At 63.2% G+C, this 20,173-nt stretch carries 21 protein-coding genes and 1 pseudogene; 7 read left to right on the top strand and 15 right to left on the bottom strand.

The annotated features are described in order from the left end of the window. Window positions 1-14: 14 nt before the first annotated feature. From ABIE19_RS07470 to ABIE19_RS07445, 6 genes are all read right to left on the bottom strand, one after another. A complete protein-coding gene (locus tag ABIE19_RS07470) occupies window positions 15-419 on the bottom strand; it encodes a MerR family transcriptional regulator (RefSeq protein ID WP_354088492.1) in 405 nt (134 codons plus the stop codon). Window positions 420-436: 17 nt separating this feature from the next. Next, window positions 437-2,422 carry a TonB-dependent receptor plug domain-containing protein gene (locus ABIE19_RS07465; protein WP_354088491.1) on the bottom strand — a complete coding sequence of 662 codons (1,986 nt, stop codon included), beginning with the start codon at window positions 2,420-2,422 and terminating at the stop codon, window positions 437-439. 41 nt (window positions 2,423-2,463) lie between these two features. Continuing rightward, window positions 2,464-3,138 (bottom strand): cation efflux transmembrane domain-containing protein, encoded by a 675-nt coding sequence (locus ABIE19_RS07460; RefSeq protein WP_354088490.1) that lies wholly within the window; start codon window positions 3,136-3,138, stop codon window positions 2,464-2,466. Between the two features lie 114 nt (window positions 3,139-3,252). Then, window positions 3,253-4,128 (bottom strand): dihydrodipicolinate synthase family protein, encoded by an 876-nt coding sequence (locus ABIE19_RS07455; RefSeq protein ID WP_354088489.1) that lies wholly within the window; start codon window positions 4,126-4,128, stop codon window positions 3,253-3,255. An 89-nt stretch (window positions 4,129-4,217) separates the two neighbouring features. Then, on the bottom strand, window positions 4,218-4,898 hold the full coding sequence (locus ABIE19_RS07450; protein ID WP_354088488.1) for a B3/B4 domain-containing protein: 681 nt from the start codon (window positions 4,896-4,898) through the stop codon (window positions 4,218-4,220). Window positions 4,899-4,924: 26 nt separating this feature from the next. Beyond that, window positions 4,925-5,548 carry a LysE/ArgO family amino acid transporter gene (locus tag ABIE19_RS07445; RefSeq protein ID WP_354088487.1) on the bottom strand — a complete coding sequence of 208 codons (624 nt, stop codon included), beginning with the start codon at window positions 5,546-5,548 and terminating at the stop codon, window positions 4,925-4,927. A 68-nt stretch (window positions 5,549-5,616) separates the two neighbouring features. Between ABIE19_RS07445 and ABIE19_RS07440 the strand changes: the two genes are divergently transcribed. Beyond that, window positions 5,617-6,516 (top strand): LysR family transcriptional regulator ArgP, encoded by a 900-nt coding sequence (locus ABIE19_RS07440; RefSeq protein WP_354088486.1) that lies wholly within the window; start codon window positions 5,617-5,619, stop codon window positions 6,514-6,516. 95 nt (window positions 6,517-6,611) lie between these two features. Here the strand turns inward: ABIE19_RS07440 and ABIE19_RS07435 are convergent, their stop codons facing one another. From ABIE19_RS07435 to ABIE19_RS07410, 6 genes are all read right to left on the bottom strand, one after another. Further along, a complete protein-coding gene (locus ABIE19_RS07435) occupies window positions 6,612-7,106 on the bottom strand; it encodes a hypothetical protein (RefSeq protein WP_354088485.1) in 495 nt (164 codons plus the stop codon). A 291-nt stretch (window positions 7,107-7,397) separates the two neighbouring features. Then, complete coding sequence (locus tag ABIE19_RS07430) at window positions 7,398-8,912, bottom strand: SAVED domain-containing protein (RefSeq protein WP_354088484.1); 1,515 nt, start codon at window positions 8,910-8,912, stop codon at window positions 7,398-7,400. A gap of 36 nt (window positions 8,913-8,948) precedes the next feature. Continuing rightward, window positions 8,949-9,851: a CBASS oligonucleotide cyclase gene (locus ABIE19_RS07425; RefSeq protein WP_354088483.1), complete on the bottom strand. Its 903-nt coding sequence runs from the start codon at window positions 9,849-9,851 to the stop codon at window positions 8,949-8,951. Further along, window positions 9,848-10,351 carry an HORMA domain containing protein gene (locus ABIE19_RS07420; RefSeq protein WP_354088482.1) on the bottom strand — a complete coding sequence of 168 codons (504 nt, stop codon included), beginning with the start codon at window positions 10,349-10,351 and terminating at the stop codon, window positions 9,848-9,850. Before ABIE19_RS07420 ends, ABIE19_RS07425 begins: the two co-directional genes overlap by 4 nt. After that, entirely contained in the window at window positions 10,348-10,824 is a 477-nt protein-coding gene (locus ABIE19_RS07415; protein ID WP_354088481.1) for a hypothetical protein, read from the bottom strand. Before ABIE19_RS07415 ends, ABIE19_RS07420 begins: the two co-directional genes overlap by 4 nt. Further along, window positions 10,821-11,741 (bottom strand): AAA family ATPase, encoded by a 921-nt coding sequence (locus tag ABIE19_RS07410; RefSeq protein WP_354088480.1) that lies wholly within the window; start codon window positions 11,739-11,741, stop codon window positions 10,821-10,823. Before ABIE19_RS07410 ends, ABIE19_RS07415 begins: the two co-directional genes overlap by 4 nt. Before the next feature lie 269 nt (window positions 11,742-12,010). Between ABIE19_RS07410 and ABIE19_RS07405 the strand changes: the two genes are divergently transcribed. The 4 genes and pseudogenes from ABIE19_RS07405 (at window position 12,011) to ABIE19_RS07390 (ending at window position 14,489) form a co-directional block, all read left to right on the top strand. Continuing rightward, window positions 12,011-12,928: a helix-turn-helix transcriptional regulator gene (locus ABIE19_RS07405; RefSeq protein ID WP_354088478.1), complete on the top strand. Its 918-nt coding sequence runs from the start codon at window positions 12,011-12,013 to the stop codon at window positions 12,926-12,928. Between the two features lie 18 nt (window positions 12,929-12,946). After that, window positions 12,947-13,030 (top strand): annotated as a pseudogene (locus tag ABIE19_RS07400) (nucleotidyltransferase domain-containing protein); the annotation flags it as partial. 33 nt (window positions 13,031-13,063) lie between these two features. Next, window positions 13,064-13,633, top strand: coding sequence for a hypothetical protein (locus tag ABIE19_RS07395; protein WP_354088609.1), 570 nt, complete (start codon window positions 13,064-13,066; stop codon window positions 13,631-13,633). A gap of 301 nt (window positions 13,634-13,934) precedes the next feature. Further along, window positions 13,935-14,489, top strand: coding sequence for a recombinase family protein (locus tag ABIE19_RS07390; protein WP_354088605.1), 555 nt, complete (start codon window positions 13,935-13,937; stop codon window positions 14,487-14,489). Window positions 14,490-14,880: 391 nt separating this feature from the next. Here the strand turns inward: ABIE19_RS07390 and ABIE19_RS07385 are convergent, their stop codons facing one another. Continuing rightward, entirely contained in the window at window positions 14,881-15,654 is a 774-nt protein-coding gene (locus ABIE19_RS07385; protein WP_354088477.1) for an SDR family oxidoreductase, read from the bottom strand. 133 nt (window positions 15,655-15,787) lie between these two features. On the opposite strand from ABIE19_RS07385, the gene ABIE19_RS07380 reads away from it, so the two are divergent. After that, the gene (locus tag ABIE19_RS07380; RefSeq protein WP_354088476.1) at window positions 15,788-16,687 is read left to right on the top strand and encodes a LysR family transcriptional regulator; all 900 of its coding nucleotides are present in this window, start codon (window positions 15,788-15,790) and stop codon (window positions 16,685-16,687) included. A gap of 87 nt (window positions 16,688-16,774) precedes the next feature. On the opposite strand, the gene ABIE19_RS07375 is transcribed toward ABIE19_RS07380, so the two are convergent. Beyond that, the gene (locus tag ABIE19_RS07375) at window positions 16,775-18,028 is read right to left on the bottom strand and encodes an NAD(P)/FAD-dependent oxidoreductase (RefSeq protein ID WP_354088475.1); all 1,254 of its coding nucleotides are present in this window, start codon (window positions 18,026-18,028) and stop codon (window positions 16,775-16,777) included. Then, the gene (locus ABIE19_RS07370; RefSeq protein WP_354088474.1) at window positions 18,025-19,134 is read right to left on the bottom strand and encodes a M24 family metallopeptidase; all 1,110 of its coding nucleotides are present in this window, start codon (window positions 19,132-19,134) and stop codon (window positions 18,025-18,027) included. The genes ABIE19_RS07375 and ABIE19_RS07370 overlap by 4 nt, the downstream gene beginning before the upstream one ends. A gap of 159 nt (window positions 19,135-19,293) precedes the next feature. Between ABIE19_RS07370 and ABIE19_RS07365 the strand changes: the two genes are divergently transcribed. Beyond that, window positions 19,294-20,172: a sulfite exporter TauE/SafE family protein gene (locus tag ABIE19_RS07365; RefSeq protein ID WP_354088473.1), complete on the top strand. Its 879-nt coding sequence runs from the start codon at window positions 19,294-19,296 to the stop codon at window positions 20,170-20,172. Window position 20,173: the final 1 nt, after the last annotated feature.

The raw sequence follows: 20,173 nt of genomic DNA, 5'->3' as shown, positions 1-20,173 counted from the left end.
CTGAAAGCCAACATCTATTCGGCCTGCGCTGGCCCCAGGGCATCGATGATCAGACAGGTCGAGATCGTCCCCTTCCGACACTGCGACAGCAGGGCGGACAGTTCGCGGCGCAGGGCCTCCAGGTCGGCGATCTTGCGCTCGACCTCAGCCAGATGCGCCCCTGCAAGTTCGTCGACTTCGGCGCAGGACTGATCGCGGCGGTCCGACAGGGCCAGCAGGTCGCACACCTGCTCGATGGAGAAGCCCAGGTCGCGGGCGCGGCGGACGAAGGAGAGGCGGTTCAGTTCCGCCTCGCCATAGGCGCGGTAATTGCCTTCGGTGCGGGCGGGCGCGATCAAAAGCCCGATGCGTTCATAGTAGCGGATGGTCTCGACCTTGGTCCCGGTCCGCCGCCCCAGTTCGCCTATGCTCAGCGTCACGCCTGCCTCCGGTTCTGTCAGTGGCCGCCGAAGCGGATGCGCACCCCGCCGTTGACGGTGAAACCGTCTGTGGGTCCCCAGGCCTCGGTCGTCCAGCGGCCGTCATTGGCGCGCTGGGGCAGCAGCAGCGGATGATGCTTCGTCACGCGCTCGTTCAACAGGTTCTCGGCGTTCAGGAACAGGCTGTACCGCCCCAGGATGATCTCACCCAGCAACCCGACTTCCAGATAGGAGGGGCTCTCGCTGCGATACGGATTGTCCTCCAGCGCCTGCTTGCCGGTGTAATAGACCTCCAGCCCCAGACGTCCCCGATCATGCTCTTCCCACATGGCGACGAGGCCGGCCGTGTGGCGCGGGGTGACGAAGGTGTCGCGGCGCGTCAGGCCGTCGTCTTCCGGCTCGGTCGCATCGACGAAGACATAGCTGCCGGTCAGGGTGAAGGGCGCACGGCGATAGCGCAGCAGAGCCTCCAGGCCGCGCGTGCGGGTCACGCCTTCGACATTGATCAGGCGGATGCGCTCCGGTCCGTCGTCCACCGCGCGCACGGCGTCGTTCAGATCGGAACCGAACAGGGTCAGGTTGGCCTCGATCCGCCCTTGGCGATAGCCGACGTCCAGCGAGGCGGTGCGGGCGACCTCCTCCTTCAGGCCCTCCAGCGGGCGCAGGCGCGACAGGCCGGTCGCCTCGGTCACGTCGACGAAGGGCGTGGGGGCGAAGAAGCCCTGCCCCGCCGAAGCGCGCACGGTCCAGCGGCCGGGGCGATAGAGGACGGACAGACGCGGGCTGAACTGGCCGCCGTATTCGCTGTGTTGATCAAACCGGGCGCTGCCCGCCAGGGTCAGTTCGGGGCTGAACTCATGCTCCACCTGAGCGAAGACGCCGGGGACCGTGTAGGTGTAGTCGAAGCCCGGAAAGGTCTTGCTGTCGTAACCATCGACCTGAACCGCTGCCCCGGCCAGCCACGTCGTGGTTCCGATCTCGGACCCATAGGCCGCTTCCAGGAAGCCGGTGTCGTGGCGATCCTTCTCGAAGACGTCGCCGAATTGATGATCGTGTGCTTGGGTCATTGCCGAGGCGCGCAGGTGAACCGTGCCGGCCCCCATCGGCAGACTGGCGACCAGACCCGCGTCGAACCGGTCGGTGTCCTGGGCTTGGACGAAGGGGCGGCCGTCGGGGGCGACGCGGCCCGGTTCGGTGCCGCCGCTGCGGGTTTCGGTCATGGCGCCGACGGTGACAAAGGCCTCGCCGCCGTTCTCGCCCTGCCAGAACAGGCGCGGACGCAGGGACCAACGCTCATAGGCGGCGATGTCGCTCCAGCCGTCGCCGTCGAGGTCCTGACGGCTCTGGCGGTGATAGCCGCCGACCAACGACTGGCCCCATGCGCCCCTGAACGGCGCAGAGGCGTAGGCGGTCAGGTCCTGCCCGTTGCGGCTGGTGATGTTGGCCAGGATTTCCGTCTCGGCCTCGTCGCCCGGACGGCGCGACACCAGGTTGATGACCCCGCCCAGCGCCGAGGGACCATAGAGGGCCGAGGCCGCCCCCTTGATGACCTCGACCTGACCCAGGTCGGTCGGCGGAATCTGCAATACGCCCAGCGATGACGCCTGTCCGCCGTAGAGGGGCAGCCCGTCTGCCAGAAGCTGGGTGTAGCGCCCGCTCATCCCCTGCATGCGGATGTTGGCGGCGCCCAGGGCCGGCGAGGTCGTCTGCACCCGCACCCCGCCGGTCTCGTTCACCAGCATGGCGATGTTGCCGGGCGTCATCAGCAGCTTTTCCTCGATCTCCTCGCGGCCGATGACCTCGACGCGGATCGGCTCGTCCTGGATGCGGCGGCCCGAGCGGGTAGCCTGGACGATGACGTCTTCGACCTCGGTAGCCTCATCATGATGGTCGTCATCGTGGGCCTCCTGCGCCAGAACCGGAGAGGCGGCGCCAGACAGAATGGCGGCGACCGCCGCAAGAATCCGGTGACGGTCACGAAGTGAGACGAAGGAAGAGGACACGCAGGCTCCGAAGCGATCAGGAAGCAGGAAGGGAATGAGGATCAGGCGATCGGCTTGTGCCGGGTTTCGACCTTGAAGGGACGGGGCGCGGGCACCGCAGGCACAGTCTTCAGTTCGGCACCGGCGTGACGGATCACCTGCCAGCCGCCTTGCAGGGCCAGCCCCGCCATGACGGCGGCGACCAGCAGGTCCGGCCAGCGCGTGCCGGTGCCGAAGACGCCCCACGCCGCCAGCATGACGGCCAGATTGCCGATGGCGTCGTTGCGCGAGCAAATCCACACCGAGCGCATGTTGGCGTCGCCCTTGCGGAAGCCGAACAGCATGACGGCGGTCACGACGTTGGCGATCAGGGCCGCCAGACCGATGATACCCATGACCTCGGCCGTTGGCGTCTCGCCGAGCCAGACACCCCATAAAGTGACGCCCGCCACCCAGCCGCCGAAGACCAGCATGGTCGCGCCTTTCACCAGCGCCGCACGCGCCCGCCAAACGAGGACCAGACCCACGACGCCCAGGCTGATGCCGTAGTTGGCGGCGTCGCCGAGGAAGTCGAGCGCATCAGCCTGAAGCGACGCCGATCCCGACAAAAGACCCGCCCCGCCCTCGACCGCGAACATCCCGGCGTTGATCGCCAGCGCCAGCCAAAGCGCCAGCCGCCAGCGCTCCTCCGGGGGCCGGTCCGTCTTGTACAAGGTGTCGCCGCAGCAATTCGCCATGTGCGCGTCATGCACCCTGTAGTGGCTATAGGGTCAAGAGGCTCATGTCTGGACCGCGCCAATAGCGGTCCTTGGCTTCATGACCGAAACCCGACACTGGGCACCATCTGTGTCTCAGAGCGGCAAAGCCTTTCGGAGACTGGCCGTCAGCCCCTCGTCGGGTCCCAGAAGCGGTTTCGGCGGCGACGCTTCGGTCAAGCCCAGCATGTTCGCCACCGCATATATCAGCCGAAGGCTGCCGTGGGCGCGGAACAGGTCCCAGAGGCCGGCGAAGGCGGCTTCGCATCGGTTCGCTTCTTCGTAATCGCCCCGAATGGCCGCCGCCGCGAGCGCAGCGGCCTGTTCAGGAAACAGGCCGGCGGCCACGCTATACCAGCAGTCGGCGCCCGCCAGCAGCGCGGCCTTGCAGCCCCAGTCGCCGCTGTAGCCGATGGACAGGCTCGGCGCCGCCTGCCGAAAAGCCGCCAGGTCGGAGGCGATGTCGCCGGAGGCCGGCAGCGGCAGCTTGATGGCGGCCACGGTCGGGATCACCGCCAGACGGGCGACCAGTTCCGGCCTGAAGGTGAAGTTGGTCGTGCCGGGGTTGCTGTAGATGCACAGCGGCAAGTCCGTGGCCGAGGCCACGGCGAGGAAGTGCTGAAAGACCTCCTCCTCCGTCAGCGGCGTATAGCTGACCGGCGCCAGGAGCAGGCCGGACGCGCCCTCTGCCGCCGCATCCCGCGCCAAGGCCTGAACTTCGTCGGTCCGTATGGCGCCCACGCCGACAATGATCGGGATCGAGGCGACGGCTTCAACGGCCGCCGCCACGGCGCGTCGCCGCTGGTCGCGGCTCAGGAACATATAGGTCCCGGTGCTGCCGAACAGGCCGATGGAATCGGCGCCGCCCGCTTCGATGCGTTGGACCAGCCGCTGCAGGTCAGGCGCAATGACCTCGCCTTCGGACGTCATCGGGGTGATGGGAAAGGCCGAAAGGCCCGAAAACAGCGCCATGCTTCTGCTCCAGAATGTCGCCCCAGTGAGGCCCGACGCAGCGATCGGCTCAAATCAGGCTTGGCTTCAATTTGTGTCGATCCAGCCGATCAGTCAGGGCGCTGAAGCAGAAGACTGCTCGCCTGCAGTGACGGACTGAGACGCTTCAACCCGGCGATCAGATCGTCACCCGCCTGCAGCAGGGCCGGTATCGGCATGGGGGCCAGGCGCTCGAGGATGAACCACATGGCGGTGCTGTCGTCGGTGATCCGCGTCCGCAACCCCTGTCGCCAGTTCCATCGCCGGCAGGTCGCGCCGCGATCATCGCGCCAGATGACCTCGCCCGGATCGACCGTTTCGATCTTCGGTTCGCCGCTCTGGGCCGTGTCAAAGGCCTCGCCGCCCTGGGCGACGACCAGCCTGGGCGTCCCGGCGTAGGCGTCCGCATCCTCGCCGCCGATCGGAAGGGCGTAACGGAGGCTGATCGCATTGTAGAGATCGACGACAGCGTTCACCGGCGGCAAGGCCCCGTCTCGCTGCGCCCGCTTGCGCAGGGCCTCGACGGAGCATGGCGTCCGCTGCGGCTTGGCGCCGAAGGCGCGGTACGCGTCCCGCCAGGCCTCCAGATGCACTTCAGCCCACTCAGGCTCCTGCGCCTCACACGCCAGACGCAACTGTTCCGCGCCATACGGATCGCTCGGCCCATTGCGCGCACCAGTGACAAGGATGCTGAGCGCCGCGAAGTCCGGACGCAGGGCGTAGATTCCCGGGGTGATGACGGGCGGGTTCATGGGGACCTCGATGTTCTGAAATGGCGTCAGGCGAAGACGTCGCGCACCAGGACCACGGCGATGACGGTCATCATCAGGCCGGTGACGATATCCAGCACGCGCCAGGCGACCGGACGGGCGAAGAGCGGCGCCAGAAAGCGCGCGCCGAAACCGATGGCCGCGAACCAGAGGGCGGCGAAGGTCGAGGCTCCGATGATGAAGAACAGCCTCTGGCCCTCGGGCAGGCTCGACCCGACAGCTCCCATCAGCATGACGGTGTCGATGTAGACATGCGGGTTCAGAAGGGTAAAGGCGGCGGTGGCCGCCAGCGCCGCCCCGAGCGACAGACCTGCGCCGTCCTGAACGACCAGGGCCTCCGAGCGCATTGCCCGCCGAAAGGCCCCTACGGCGTACCAGGTCAGGAAGGCGGCGCCGCCCAGGCTCAACGCCATCGACAGACCGGGAACGGCCGCCAGCAGTTGGCCCAGACCGTTCACACCGGCGATGACGAGGACGGAATCCGCCACGGCGCAGAACAGAACGACCGGCAGGACATGCTCGCGTCGCAGCCCCTGCCGTAGCACGAACATGTTCTGAGCGCCGATGGAGACGATTAGGCTGGCTGACAGGGCGAAACCCTTCGCCAGGGGCGGAAGAATGGAAACGATCATGGGGGGCTAATCGCATGGCGTGAGGCCGTAGCCGAACTAATCCTACTTAGGCTAGATTAGCTGCCCTAATGCTCGACTATCCCGCCCTCGCCGCCCTGGCCGCCGTTATCCGCACCGGATCATTCGATGCGGCCGCCGAAGCCCTGTCGGTCACGCCATCGGCCGTGTCCCAGCGTGTGAAGGGACTGGAGGAGCGCCTGGGTCTGCCCCTGGTCATTCGCGCGACGCCCTGCCGACCGACCGAGGCAGGGGCGCGGCTGGCGGCCCACCTCGATCAGGTGGCCCTGCTGGAGCACGACATGATGGCGGGCGATCCCGTCTGGGCCGCCGCGTTCGGCGGCGCGCGCCCGACATTGAAGATCGCCCTCAACGCCGACAGCCTCGGCACCTGGTTCCCTGGCGCGGCCGCCCGCTTCGCCGCCGCCCAGCCGAACACCCTGTCCCTGGTGCTCGACGACGAGGCCGACACCGCCGAGCGCCTGCGTTCGGGCGAGGTGATCGCCGCTGTGACCACGGCGGGAAAGGCCGTCGCCGGATGCCGCACCATGCCGCTGGGTTCGCTTCGCTACGTGGCCGCCGCGACGCCGGACTTTCGCGATCATCATTTCCCGGACGGCGTGACGGCGGCGCGGCTGGCGGAGGCGCCGGTGCTCCGGTTCAGTTCGCGCGACCGACTGCAACTCCAGTGGACAGAAAAGGTCGTCGGACGCCCGATCGAAGGCCCGACCCATTGGGTGCCGTCCACCCAGGGATTTCTCGACTTCACCTTAGCCGGCGTCGCCTGGTCCCTGACGCCAGAGCGCCTCGCCGCTCCGCTGATCGCGTCAGGCCGCCTGGTCGATCTCGCGCCGGGCGTCATCGTGGATGTGCCGCTCTTCTGGCAGCACCTGCGTATCACCACCCGCCTGATCGAAGACCTGACTTGTGCGGTTCGTGCTGAGGCGGCTGACTGGCTACATCCCGTCTGACGGCAACGCGCCACTAGCGGAAGCTTGGACCCCGCCGAGAAGTGGACATTGATCCAGCGCCGGAGGCAGACGCCGAAACCCACTCGTGCAAAGATTTAGAGTTCGCCGTAACGTTCGAGAACTTCCATCAGCACTTCGTTGGCGTGTCGGAAATTTCCCTCCTGGTCCGCTAGTCCATACTGCCACTTGAGGCCGTGAAAGAGGTTGTTCCGAAGACGGTAGATGATGAGAAGAACTGCCGCCACAACGCTTTCGGCATCATCTCGCCCGTCGGCCATGACCGCTTCTACTAACTCCCCACGGTCGTTTGGTCTGAACAGCAGGCTCTCAAATCGTCCGTTAGGTGCCCCGTTCGCGAAGTATCGCCTTCGCCAATAAGTCAGCGCTGACCGAACGGGTGCTGAGCGCGCCAAGCCGTCCTCGCGCCAACGAGCAGCGAGATCGCAGATCTTGCCCGGACCAGCGCGCTCATCGAGAAGACGTCCTTCGAAGAGTGCCCAGAAATGAAGGAAGCCTGTGACGGCTTCGCGGTCCACCACTCGAAGTTCTTGGTACCCAGGCACCCTCGCGCGCAACCACTCCTCGTACATGGTCAGTCTCCACAATGCGCCACAGCTTGCCGCTACGAGCCGTTGAGCGCCATGAGCAGACTTTGGCACCAGTCCCGAAATCGGAGGTTGAGCACGTCGGTCATCGAAGTCCGCTTTCGAGCCGTAGCGGACGTTTGAGTGTAATTGGTGCCCGCCAGCGGTTCGCATCAAGATCGAGCATCGCGATAGCTGCTTGCGCGCAGCCACGGACAATTCCGTTTGCTGCAGACCTATCCAGTCCGATGGGCGGGCCATCTCGCCCAACGCTTGATCAACCCGGCCAACCTATCGCTAATCGATCACGAACGACGGCTGATAACTCTTGTTTCCAGCTCGATCGAAATCGAACTCGTAGACGATGCAGGGAGCGATCCCGCGATGCTGCTGCCCCAGATAGAAGAGCAAACTATTTGGGCAGGCGGCGAAGATGTGGACCGTGCAATCAGGGTCATCCACCTTCAGAGCACGCACTTCATTGGCGATCTGTTCTGCCAAGGCGGCGGCATGTCCACCGCCGACAATCGTTTGCTGTCCAGGGCCGGCCGGAGGGACAAACGAAATCAACGTCCCGACAGTCGACAGCTCTTTGCCGACATAGGCCCGGGCGTGAGCATCGACGCTTTGTGAAATACCGATTGCCAAGGCGATATCGGGCCCGGAATCGATACTGATCGTCGCGCTGGTCAATCGAGCCGTTTCCTTTTCGGTACCGTCGTCCGCGCGCCAGGTTCTCGAACCTACCCGACCTTTCTGGACCAACGAGCTGTCGACCCCTGATTTCAGATCGAGGACGGCGCCTGCGAGGAATGCAATGGAGGCGTGCGCATCGAGAATGATCCTCAGCACACCCGAGCGTTTTACAGCCTCTCTCAGGAACGTCTCGACCCGAGGAAGAATGTCGCCCTGCCAAGACCGGTCGTCCAGGAGATAGCGCTGATTGAAGCTATCGGTCAGCGAGAGTGTGTTCTCCGGCGACGTCCCACCCAGATCAGCCGCTACGCCCTGGAACGTCCGGATCGCGATCGTCAGCCCAGAAGGAAGGGCTGGCGCCTTATCGGTGAGAACGCCCTCCTCCCGGAGAACCTGCCGCAAAGCCTCTCGCGTGAAGCTATTCAGCTTCCGCGATTTCAGCGCTTGAGCAAGCCCGTCATATCGGAAGTCGGTTTCGGTGGAACAGGTCAGCGCGCCTACAATCTGGGCCCGCACGTTGATGTCCTCGCGTAGCTGTTCCAGCGAGCGCTCGCCATCCATAATCCGGAAGCCCGTCACAACCTCCTTGAGTTCGTCATCAGACGCTAGCTCAAGATGTTCGCGCCATAGCTTGCGGACCCTGCCCATACGGCTGCCGTCCTTCGTGCCATTGAACAGGCGTTCCAAAAGAATGGACTTGTCGGCGCCCGATTGAACATAGCCCAGCGGGTCATCGTCCTTGATGCGATACGTCGTGATGAAATCAAACCGCGCGCCCAACGGTGCGTTCTTCTTGGCGTCGCGCAGGCGCTGAAGTAGCGACACCCTCGTCGCCCCGATAAACTCGGGATCGACGAAATCCTCGTAGCCGAACCGCCCTCCCGTATCGACGTGCCACTTCACCTGCTGATAGGCAGCTGAAACTCGTTCTGACCCACTTCCCGGGATAGGCGGATCATAACGCACGACAACGTCGTCGAATGACTTCGGCGCATCGGCTTCGAAGGTCACTTCCACTACGACCGAGTCATGCGCGAGCATGCTCAGCGCGTTCTGCCAGAAAACCCGCGCCTGATATCTGTCGCCATTCCAGCGCGCGTTGACGGCGTCAGCCATTGTGCACCCGTTTAGACGTGGAGTTCGTCTTGCGTTTCATGAGAGCGGGAACTTCGGGCCGAACAGCGCCCGCCATGCCTTCAAAGCCTCTCCGTTCTTGCCCTGTCTGGCGAGATTGATCGCAAGGCTCGCTTCACGGCTCGCCGCCATCAGAAGCGAGCGCGCACGCTCCTTGCGCGCAGCATCCATCCCGTCACTTACCGCTGGCCCCAGGCCCGCCGGGTCGGGCCACGTATCCAGGATACGATCTGCCAGCGTGGCGAAGAAGGATTGGAACTCGTAGGTGAAGCTACCCTGCCAGCCGCCATACAGGCACTCCAGCGCCATCACCTCGATAAGGAACGACGGTTTGACCGGCTTTTCTCCGTGGCGGGGCTGGTTGTTCCAGTACTTCACCATGCGGACCAAGCCTTTCCACTCACTGGAGTAGGCTTGATGCGCTGCCGTCGCCTTTGCCGCATGGGTCTCGGGGTTGGTCTTGATCCACTTGCCCTTTTCGGTGTCGGGAATCTCGTAGTCCGACGCCGATGCGAAGGCAGGCACCACGTCCACACTGAGGACACGATAGTCGGTGTTGTCGTCTGAATCGACGACCACCCCGAAATCGACGTTGACCGATCGCCCCTGTTTCCGAACCGCCTTGGAGCCGTATTTCTCGACCAACGCATCGTAAAAGTCGCCGATCACGACCGACGGCGGCTTGTCGTGATATTTGCCCTTCTCTGTGTCCTTGAGGACGAGGAAGATATCGATGTCCTTGAGCGGCTTCGTCTTGGTGTGTCGCTTATAGGATCCGGTCAGGAAGCTCCGGTCGATCGCGAACTTCGTGACCAGATAGTCCCGCACCTCGTTCTGGCGATCGGACGCGTTCTTCTGCTCCTTCTCGTTCAGTTCGAGACGGCTCTTAAACTTCCGAAACGCTTCGTCGACGGTAATCATCCGGCTTGTCTCCAGTAAGAAGTGTTTGCGCCCAAGCCGCTATGGTCGATGGTCGTCCCCAGCGATTGCCGGGTGAAGCCGGATGTCGATCGGGCTGTGGCTTTACTCCAGCCGTCGACATCAGGACGGCCGGGCTTGGTGCGAACCAACAAACGGTACTTCGCCTGGCTGGGCACTAATCCCGCCTTTCGGATCGCGTACCTGAGCTGCTCGGTATCGACCCAGAAGTTCCCGTCGCCAGAGCTCCATCCGTAGACAACGTCCATGTCCCAGCGGAACAGAAGCGAATCGGTCTTTGGATCGTAGATTTCCAGATCTACACGCTGCAGGTCCTCGGTCTCCAACCAGCGCTTGATACCGCGCATGTTGATGTCCCAGTCCTCGATGAAGTTGGTCGGATCGAGACCGCTCAGCCGGATAATATCCTTCAGGCTCTTGAGCATGTTGTCGGCGACGTAGGTCACCGAATGGGTATAGGTGTTGACGCTGACGGTGGTCATGAGCTGAGAAATCCTTTCGGATCAAAGACCAGCGCTGCCGGCCCCGCAGAGCTTTTGGCGGCTTCCGCCTTTGTCGCTTCCGACTTGTCGCGGGCGGTGATGCGCTCGCTGTGCCCCTTGAGCGCGCCCTGAACCCAGGCGAGGTCATCCGTCTCGCAGGGAAGCGAGACGCGCCAGTCGCCATCGAGCGGGTCAAACCCCAACGCGTCTTCGTTCGCGTCGGAGCCATCCGTCGCGTCTTCGTCGTAGACACAGTAGATACGAGTACGGGGACCGTCGCATGTCACGACAATGGCTGCGTCCTTTGGAGCCTTGTCCGCGATGATGCTGGACGCGATGCCATGAACGGACAGCAGTTCGTCACGCTTGGCTCCGGTTTTGCCCTGCGTCAGCAGGTCGACAATCGCGCGCCAAGTCTCTCCCGCGTCGCGGTGAGGCGTACTGCTGAAGGTGCGCCGGACGACGGTGGTCATTTCGTCTTCACCCCCAAGCTGCGATTCAACTTCGCCTGCTGCGCCGCTCGATAGATGTCGTCGAGGGTCACCTTGCTCGGGTCCATCGCCACCTCCGGCCGACTGGCCAGAGCGTTCGCCACCATCTTACGGATCGCACGCCCATCCAGGCCGACGCACTCCCCTGCACAACGGTCGAACCCGGGCTGGGAAATTAGCGCGGAGATCGAAGCGTAGGTTTTGCCGAGCCCGATCAGGCAGTCGCGCAGGATATGCGCACACGCAGCCCGGTCTGGCAGAGGAACTCGCAGAACGAGATCGCAGCGCGACGTGAAGGCGCTATCGACGGCATCGGGAAAATTGCTTGTCGCAACGAAGAGAAGCTGAGGGAAGCGCTCGGCCAGCGCATCGAGCTGAACCAGAACCGCGTCGGTCGCCCGGTGGATGTCGATGGGGTTGGCTTCAAGGCTCATCTTGGACCGATCAGCCGCGAGCGTCTCCACCTCGTCCAGAAGCACGATCGTGGGCCCGCTGCTGGCGGCCTCAGCGATGGATTGGGAGAAAAGATCGGATACCGCGCGCTGGGTTTTGCCCATCGCAGAGCTGGTCAACGAGTGCGGTTCAACTTCAAGGAGCTTGAACCTCCCGCCGGAGAAAGACGCCGCAGTTCGGTGCGCAAGCCCCCGAGCGAGCGATGTCTTTCCAGTACCCGGCTCCCCCGTAAGCAAGATTACGCCGTGCAGGGGAATGATTGTTCGATCGACTTTACCCCGGACCGAGAAATTCAGCATCGCCTGAGAGAGCAACTGCTTCTTCAGTCCCTCATCGATGAAAATCGAGTCCCACACCGCTCCGAGCGCCGCGTCGGGCAGAGCGCGGGCCCTGCTGATGCCCTTGGGCAAGTCGGTTCCGAACATCGGATGGATCGCAGCGCTCATTGATCGTTCTCCGTCGCCGGCAACGTCTGCGGCGCGAGGGGTTGGGTGTCCGGCACGGAATTTTCATTCCCCGCCAACTGGCAATTGGCAGCGGCCTGTGCCCATAGACACGGCGGAAGGTTCCAAGAACCGCCCACAACCGCAACGAAAGCCGCACCAGCAATAGACCGATCTCGACGCCGCCTTCGAAGTTAATATAGGACAACCATATCGATGCGTCTATTTATTAGACGCATTTTGGATGTGGATAACTGACAATTGTATCGATCATGAACGACACGCCAGCCGACAAGCCTAAGTGGGCCGTCCTTAAGAGACTGGAATATATAGACTTCAGGCTTTTCTGGGATCGCGTGCTCAACCGAGCCGACATGGCGGAGGCCTTCGGCATGTCGGCCCAACAGGCTTCGGCCGATATTGCGACCTATAGCGACGCCGCCCCCGGGAACCTGATCTACGACGGCAGCGCCAAGACATACCGGCGCGCTGGAGCGTACCAGGCTCAGTGGGCGGCCAAGGGTGTCGATCGGTATCTTCTGCAACTGGTCGGTTTGAAGAGCGGGTGGCTCGACCCGGAAGCGACGTGGTTCCAAGCCCCCCTGCCTCCGGTCGAGGTGGTTTCCGTGGGACGCCGAGCGACCAACCCTGAGCATTTGATGGCCGTCCTGGACGCCATTAAGGATCAGCAACGGTTGAGGATCGACTATCGCTCACTGACCGGATCCCCGCCGAGCTGGCGCACAATCGCCCCACACTCGATCGCTCACGCGTTCGGGCGCTGGTATGTTCGAGCGTGGTCAGCCGAGCACAACGATTTCAGGGACTACCTTCTGAACCGCATACGCGATGTGGCAGGGGATGGGCCTGCCGGAATCGACAACAGCCTGGACTATGAGTGGAGCCACTTCATAGACCTGTCCCTTGTTCCCAACCCGAGACTCAAGCCTGAGCAGCAGGAAGCGCTGATCGAGGAATTCGAAATGGTCGAAGGTGCCCTGACCATGCCTGTAAGATTGAGCATGAGCTTTTACCTGATCGCCCACCTGAACCTCGACCTCGATCCGGAAACCAACAAGCCGGAGAAGACTCAGCTCGTTCTGACGAACGGCCCTGAGATAGAAGCTCAGCGTGGCGTCGCAAGAAAGATGTCCGTTCGGGCGCTCGCCGCTCGCGGCGCTGAAACGTGAGCATGAGCAGGCATACCAATGACGATAGCCGCAGTCGCTCTTTTTGGCAGTCGGGCGCGAGGCGACCAATCCCCTGACTCGGACACGGACCTGCTACTCGTCTCGACCCAACCGGGGCAGCCTCTGCACACCAGTATGGGGCCGGTCTCCCTGTCCACCTACAGCATCAACGATCTGACCGAGAAGGCCGAGAACGGCGACCTGTTCGTTTGGCATTGCTTGTTCGAGGGGCGAGCGATCCACGATCCGGAACACGTGTTCGACGGTCTTCGCGCCCGGTTTCGCCTTCGATCTTCCTATGAGCTTGAGATAGGGCATGGAGCGGCCTTGGCCTGGCTTCTGGTTCGGTTCGGGCGAACCATGCCCAACGCCGCCTTGGCGGCTAGGCGCGCAACATGGGCTGTTCGAACGATCTTGATTGCTCGATCAGCAGAATACGGATCGCCCAAATTCTCGGCCCATGAGCTTGAAACCCTGGCGCCGATCGACGAGACGCCGCGGTTGATGCAGCTGAAGAACACTCATGTCTTCGGCCGCTCCGCAGCCAAGGATTTGCGCCACTTTCTTGAATGGTGCGATCTGGCGGACCCTGTGCCGGACGCAAGAGTAGAGATTGACTTCGATCCGCTTTTCATCGCGTCGGGCAACTCCGTCGGATTGCATTTGCTAAGCCATTCGCACGAGGACTGGCTCGGCTACGGTTAGAGGCTACGGCCTCGACTTACCGCCGCAGGACTTTGGTCTTCGACCGGTGCCGTTCTCAACGTCGACTAAGGGTCAGACATGCACATTTGGCAGCTGACCGACATCTTGCCTGAAAGCAGACGTCGCAAAGGACCGAGTTGAGTCAGAAACAGACCTAATCATCTGCGTCATAAAGGACCGTTTTTGACACGCGACAGCTGGTGCCTGTGTATTCTGCAGGATTTCTACGGCGCTCGTGTTGCAGTAGCCTGTAGCGAATTCAGCGTCTCAGCCGACGCCGCTATAATGGGTTTTGACGCAAATGCTCTTGGGTTACGCGAGAGTCTCAACCGATGAGCAGAATTTGGAGCTCCAAGCGGATGCGTTAAGCGCGGCCGGCTGCGATCGTATATTCTCCGACAAGCTGAGCGGCAGCAGGCTGGACCGTCCTGGGTTGGCCGCCGCTCTATCTCATCTTCGTTCAGGAGATACACTGGTCGTATGGAAGCTCGATCGCCTCGGACGAACGGTGCGTCAGCTCGTCGAGTTCGTCGCCAAGCTGAACCAGGACGGCATTGAGTTTCGAAGCCTGACCGACGGCATCGACACGACCACCCCCGCTGGAAGGTTCTTCTTCCACATGATGGCGGCCCTTGTTGAGATGGAACGCGATCTGACTCGGGAACGGACAATGGCCGGCTTAGCCGCTGCCCGTGCCCGAGGCCGGAAGGGCGGGCGGCCCCCTGCCCTATCGCAGAGACAACTGACGCAAGCGCGACATCTGATGCAGCATCCCGATCAGCCGATGGCTGAGATCGCAGCGACCTTGGGCGTATCCCGCAGCACGTTGTATCGGGCTCTCCGCTCTAAGCCCTGAGGTCTATGACCGATTTTGTCGTCTGTAACGGCTAAGGTCGTTCCTACCACAAGCGAGGCTTAATCATGCAGATCTGGTTGCCCTTATGGGTTTTGCGGCGCTTGGCGCGAGCCAATCCCTGGCTCCTGTCGAACACTGGCGATGTGAAACGCACCCTGAACATCCCCGTCCTAGGACTAGGAACGCTGGAGGTGCGGGCAACCATGTCTCTCTCCGAGAAGCAGCGGCAGCGACTTCTGGCAGAGCGAGACCGCTAACCAAAAGCCCTGCCGGTTGGATTCCAATGAACCAGGAACCTGCAGTTCTATGGAATTCAAGAAGTTGGAGTCTTACGATTCAGGAGCGCTTACACAAAAAACGGCCTGCCGTTTCTGACAGGCCGTCCAACGGCTCACTTGGTTGTGTAGCCGCCGTTGACGAGGATGGTCTGCCCGGTCATCCACCACCCATCGCTGACCAGGAAGCGGATGTAGGGAACGATGTCCTCAATGTCGGTCAGCCCCTTCTTCGAGAAGTTCGACAGAGCCGCCGCGGTCTTGTGATACGCGACCGCGTCTTCACCCTCCGCAGGGTAGAAGAAAGGCGTGTCCATAGGGCCCGGCCCAATGGCCGTCACCGAGATTCCGCGCTCGCCGAATTCCTTGGACGCTGCACGAGTGAAATGTTCGACCGGCGCCTTCGTACCCGCGTACGCGGCATAGAATGGGGTATAGGCGCCGAGCAGCGAGGTGACGAGCGTACAGATCTTGCCGTGGTCGTTGAGGTGCTTGCCAGCCTCTTTCAGGAAGAAGAAGGCCGACTTGGCGTTGACGGCGCTCATCTCGTCGTACTCAGCTTCCGAAATCTCCAGGATCGGTTTCTTCAACACCTTGCCGACAGTGTTGATGGCGATGTCGGGCCGGCCGACAGCGGCGACGGCGTCAGCGAAGAGCTTTTGCATCGCATCAGCGGTAGTGAGGTCGGCCTGTAAGGCGACGGCTTCCGCGCCCGCCGCCTTCACCGCCGCGACGGTCGCATCCGCTTCGGCTCTGGCCGTTTCGCTATTGTAATGGATCGCCACCGCCTTCGCGCCTTGCTGGGCGAGATCACGAGCGATCAATCCGCCGAGATTCTTGGCGCCGCCGGCGATGATGACGGTTTTGCCCTTGATGCTGTGATCAGTCATGGCTCGGCTCCCTTGCCTGCGCGCCCGTTCAGGCCGCTTCCGAATGCAGACGTTATCGCCTAGGATTGATCGATAAAGCCGACCACTCTGACATCACTTGTCAGATTTTCAGCCCAATTGGGATGCTCAGGTATTGGACCGCATCGATCTGTTCCGCATCTTCTCGCGCGTGGTGGAATGCTCCAGTTTCACGCGGGCGGCCGATACGCTGGGCGTTCCTCGCTCTTCCGTCTCGGCGGCCGTGCAGGAGCTAGAAGAGCGTGTCGGCGCGCGCCTGCTCCATCGCACCACGCGCAAGGTGGCGCCGACCCAGGACGGCGTCGCCTTCTATGAGCGCTGCCAGCGGGTGATCGCCGATGTCGAGGAAACGGAGAACCTCTTCCGTCAGAACGCAGCCCAACCGTCCGGCAGGCTCCGCATCGATGTTCCAGGCCGGATCGGGCGATTGGTCATCGCCCCCGCCCTGCCCGACTTTCTCGATCTCTATCCTGACATCGAGGTCGACCTCGGCGTAACCGACCGCGCAGTGAATCTGGTTGAAGACAGCATCGACTGCGTGCTTCGGGTCGGTCCGCTGAGCGACTCCTCCCTGATCGCGCGTCACATCGGCGAATTGCCGCTGATCAATGTCGCGAGCCCGGCTTATCTGCAGCGATGCGGCACGCCAAAGTCGCCTGCCGATCTCACAGACCATCACGCCGTGAACTATGCGTCGCCTTCCAACGGCCGGATTGAGCCATGGGAATGGGTCGATGACGGCGCTGTACGAAGCCTGCCAATGCGCGGCCGCGTCACAGTCAACAGCGCAGAGGCCTATATAGCCTGCTGCTTGGCTGGTCTGGGGCTGATCCAGATTCCCGCCTATGACGTCCGACGCCATCTTGATGCCGGCGAGTTGATCGAGGTCATGGCGACGCATCGCGCCCAGGCCATGCCGATGACATTGCTTTATCCGCACCGACAGCATCTCTCGCGTAGGCTGCAGGTCTTCGCCGACTGGCTGGAGGCGGTGCTCCGAACTGAACTGCTCTGAACACCGCCTGGAATTCCAGGCCAGTCCCTGGCCGTACTTGTCTCCCTGGCCGAACCTCCGCATGAAAATCATGCAGGCATGTCGTTCTCAGCCGTTGAAACGTTCGATCGCCAGCGCATCAAGCCACGCCGGCGCAACCTCTCCGAGCGCGAGCGTCTCCATCAGTTCCGATGTCGTGGCCGCAAGCGTCAGACCCAGATGCTGATGGCCGAAGGCGTAGTAGACAGCCGGCGCCGATTTCAAACGCCCTATAGCCGGGAGATAGTCCGCCAGCGTCGGGCGCGGGCCGCACCAGCGATCAGGAACACTTGAAACACCGACGCCCAGCGCGCCGAGATGACGCTCGATATGTCGCCACTTGCGCGCATCCGGCGGCGCTGAAGGATTCCCGAACTCGACATGACTTGAAGCGCGCAGGCCGCTGCTGAAGCGCGCGATCACGATGGAACGGTCCTCGAACACGGTCAGAGGCAGATCTAGCGGCCAGTCATGCTCGGCGAACTGGATCGAATAGCCCCTTTCCCCCACCAATGGCGCCCGAACGCCGAGCGGGGCGAGCAGCGACGCGGACCAGGCCCCCGCTGCGACAACCACGCGATCAGAATCGACGACGCCGCCGTCGGCCAGGCGGATTTCAGCACCGTCGGCAGCCGGTCTGATCGCAACCGCTTCATTGGAGACCACGGTCCCGCCGCGTTCGGTCAGCGCCGCCAAGAGCGCACCGCGCAAGGCCTGAGGTTCGCTGACCTGACCTGTGCCCGTGAAGCGGATGCCTCCGGCCGGTCGAGCCCTCAACACACTGTCATAGGCGGCGAGTTCCTCAACCTCCATTGGCCGAAACCGCGCGCTGCCGGTGCGAGCGCCGCGCCAGGCTTCCAATCCGCGACGCGCGGCTTCTGGCGTCGACCAGACGACGGCGTGGCCGATCGGTCTCACGAGGTCGGCCGGCGCTTGGGCCAATTCCAACATACGCGACCAGGCGCCGAGCGGATCGTTCAGCAGATGCGCCAGAACGGCGGCCCCCGCAGTGTTGGCCGCACGCCGGGATGCGGCCAAGAACCGAAGCGCCCAGGGCGCCCACAGCCCGATATCCTGAACACGGAAATCCAAGGGGCCGCCAAAAGCGAACAACCGCCCGAAGGCGCTCTGCAAGGCGGCGGGCGACGGCATGGGTTCGCACTGCTCGGCGGCGATATGGCCGATATTGCCGAACGAGGCCCCGCGTCGCGGGTCTCCCCTGTCGATCAGGACCACTTCGAACCCGGCCGCCTGGAGTCGGAGCGCGACGGCCGTTCCGACCAGGCCGCCGCCGACGACCGTCCACCGTTGCGCGACCTTCACGCGTCGACGCCCTCGCCGAAGGGGTCGTCCAGACTATGCGACGGCTGGGTGAACCAGACCGGCCCCTGATCCGTCATGTAGAAGTGGTCTTCCAGACGAACGCCGAACCGGCCGGGGATGACCAGCATGGGCTCGTTGGAGAAACACATGCCGGGTTGCAGAGGGGTGGCGTCGCCGCGCACCAGATTGGGCGCTTCATGGATATCCAGGCCGATGCCATGGCCCGTACGATGCGGCAGGCCCGGCAGGCGATAGTCGGGACCATAGCCGACCCCGGTCAGATAATCGCGTGCAGCGGCGTCGAGGCTCTCGCATGCGACGCCGATCCGCGCAGCTTCGAAGGCCAGGGCCTGGGCTTGTTTTTCATGTTCCCACACCTGCCGAACCTCATCGGTCGGGGTCCCGAAGACGTAGGTACGGGTGATGTCGGAGTGATAGCCGTCGACCAAGGTTCCCGTATCGATCAGCACGACGTCGTCGACCTGCAGGGCGCGATCCCCTTCCCCGCCATGCGGCAGGCAGGTGTCGTCGCCGAATGAGACCAGGCAGAACCAGGAACCGCCCTCTCCGCCCAGAGCGCGGTGCTCCGCATCGATGAAGGCCTTGACCTCCGAGGTCAGGACGCCCGCCTTCAGCCAATGACGGGCGCGACGCTGCACCTCCAGGGTGATCGCCTTGGCGCGGGTCAGCAGGGCGATCTCGGCCTGCGATTTACGGCTGCGCAGAGCGACGATCATGGGGCCGCCGTCGACCATGCGTTCCGACCCCAGTTGGCGGCTTAGCCCCAGCCAGATGAAGGCCGCAGCCTGATCATCGACAGCCAGCGCCCCGCCTGCGGCCAGGCGGCCAGCGACAAGGGCGTAGGGGCTCTCATCCTCTTCCCAGGTCAGAATGTCCGCCGCGACGGCGTTCGGCGCCGAGGTCAAACCCGCCACCTTGCCCCGCTCAAAGCCTGGGCAGACGTATTCCACACGCCCATCAGCATGAATCAGGGCTCCGGTCAGACGTTCAGACGCATGCCAGTCCAGGCCCGTAAAGTACCGCAAGGAAGCTGTAGGGCCCAGCAGCAGGCCCGCTACCCCCCTCGCCTGAAGATCTGCGGCCATGGCTCGAATTCGAGCGCGACGCTCGTCTGCTGTGATGGGAAGCGCGGCGGGAGGCGTAAAGGTCATGCGATTACGTATATTGTATCCGATTTACGATCATGTTTCTTTCACGTCTCCGATCGTCCGGCAAGGGCGACGCGACCTCGGGGGGAGGAAATCATGATCATCGCCGTTCTGCTGACGGTTCTGGCCCTTCTGGCCGTCTTCTACGCCATACAGCTTGTCCGCACAGCGCGCATGCGCGGCGAGCTTAAGCCAAGGATGGAGGGCGTGGCCATCGGCGCCGTCGCCAACTTCTTCGACGCCTTGGGCATCGGGTCATTCGCGCCGACGACGGCCTGGCTAAGGTTCAGAAAAGTGACGCCCGACAGCTTCCTGCCTGCCGTACTGAACGCCGGCCACTGCCTGCCCACCGTCATGCAGGGCTTGGTCTTCATGAAGCTGATCCAGGTGGATCCGGTTCTTCTGCTCGCCTGCATCGCCGCTTCCGTCGTCGGGGCGCTGATCGGCGCCCCCATCGTCCTGCGTCTTCCTGTGCGCGCCGTACAAATGGTGGTCGGCGTCGCCTTGCTGATCGCAGCGGCGCTCTACGCCATGACCAATCTGAACCTGATGCCGGCCGGAGGCGAGGCGGTTTCTCTGAACGGAAACCTGTTCATTCTCGCCGTGGTCGCCCATGTCCTCATGGGCGCCTTGATGAGCTTCGGCATCGGCCTCTATGCGCCGTCCTTGATCATGCTCAGCCTGATGGGCATGAACCCAACGGCCGCATTTCCCATCATGATGGGCGCCTGCGCCTTCCTCATGCCGGTCTCCAGCCTGAGGTTCATCAGGAGCGAGCGTATTGATCTTCGCCTTGTGCTGGGAATGGCGCTGGGCGGGATTCCCGCCGTCCTGCTGGCCGCCTTCGTCATCACCTCCCTGCCCCTGACGATTCTACGCTGGGGCGTGGTGGCGGTGGTCCTCTATGCTGCGGCCAACCTCCTGATCACAGCTTTCAAAGCCGCTTCGCCCGTCGCCCCATCCTCGGAGACCTGAC

It is taken from the genome of Brevundimonas faecalis (assembly GCF_040549405.1).
Lineage (GTDB): Bacteria > Pseudomonadota > Alphaproteobacteria > Caulobacterales > Caulobacteraceae > Brevundimonas > Brevundimonas faecalis.
The sequence above is the reverse complement of the archived record's forward strand: the minus strand, read 5'-3'. Positions and strand labels throughout refer to the sequence as shown.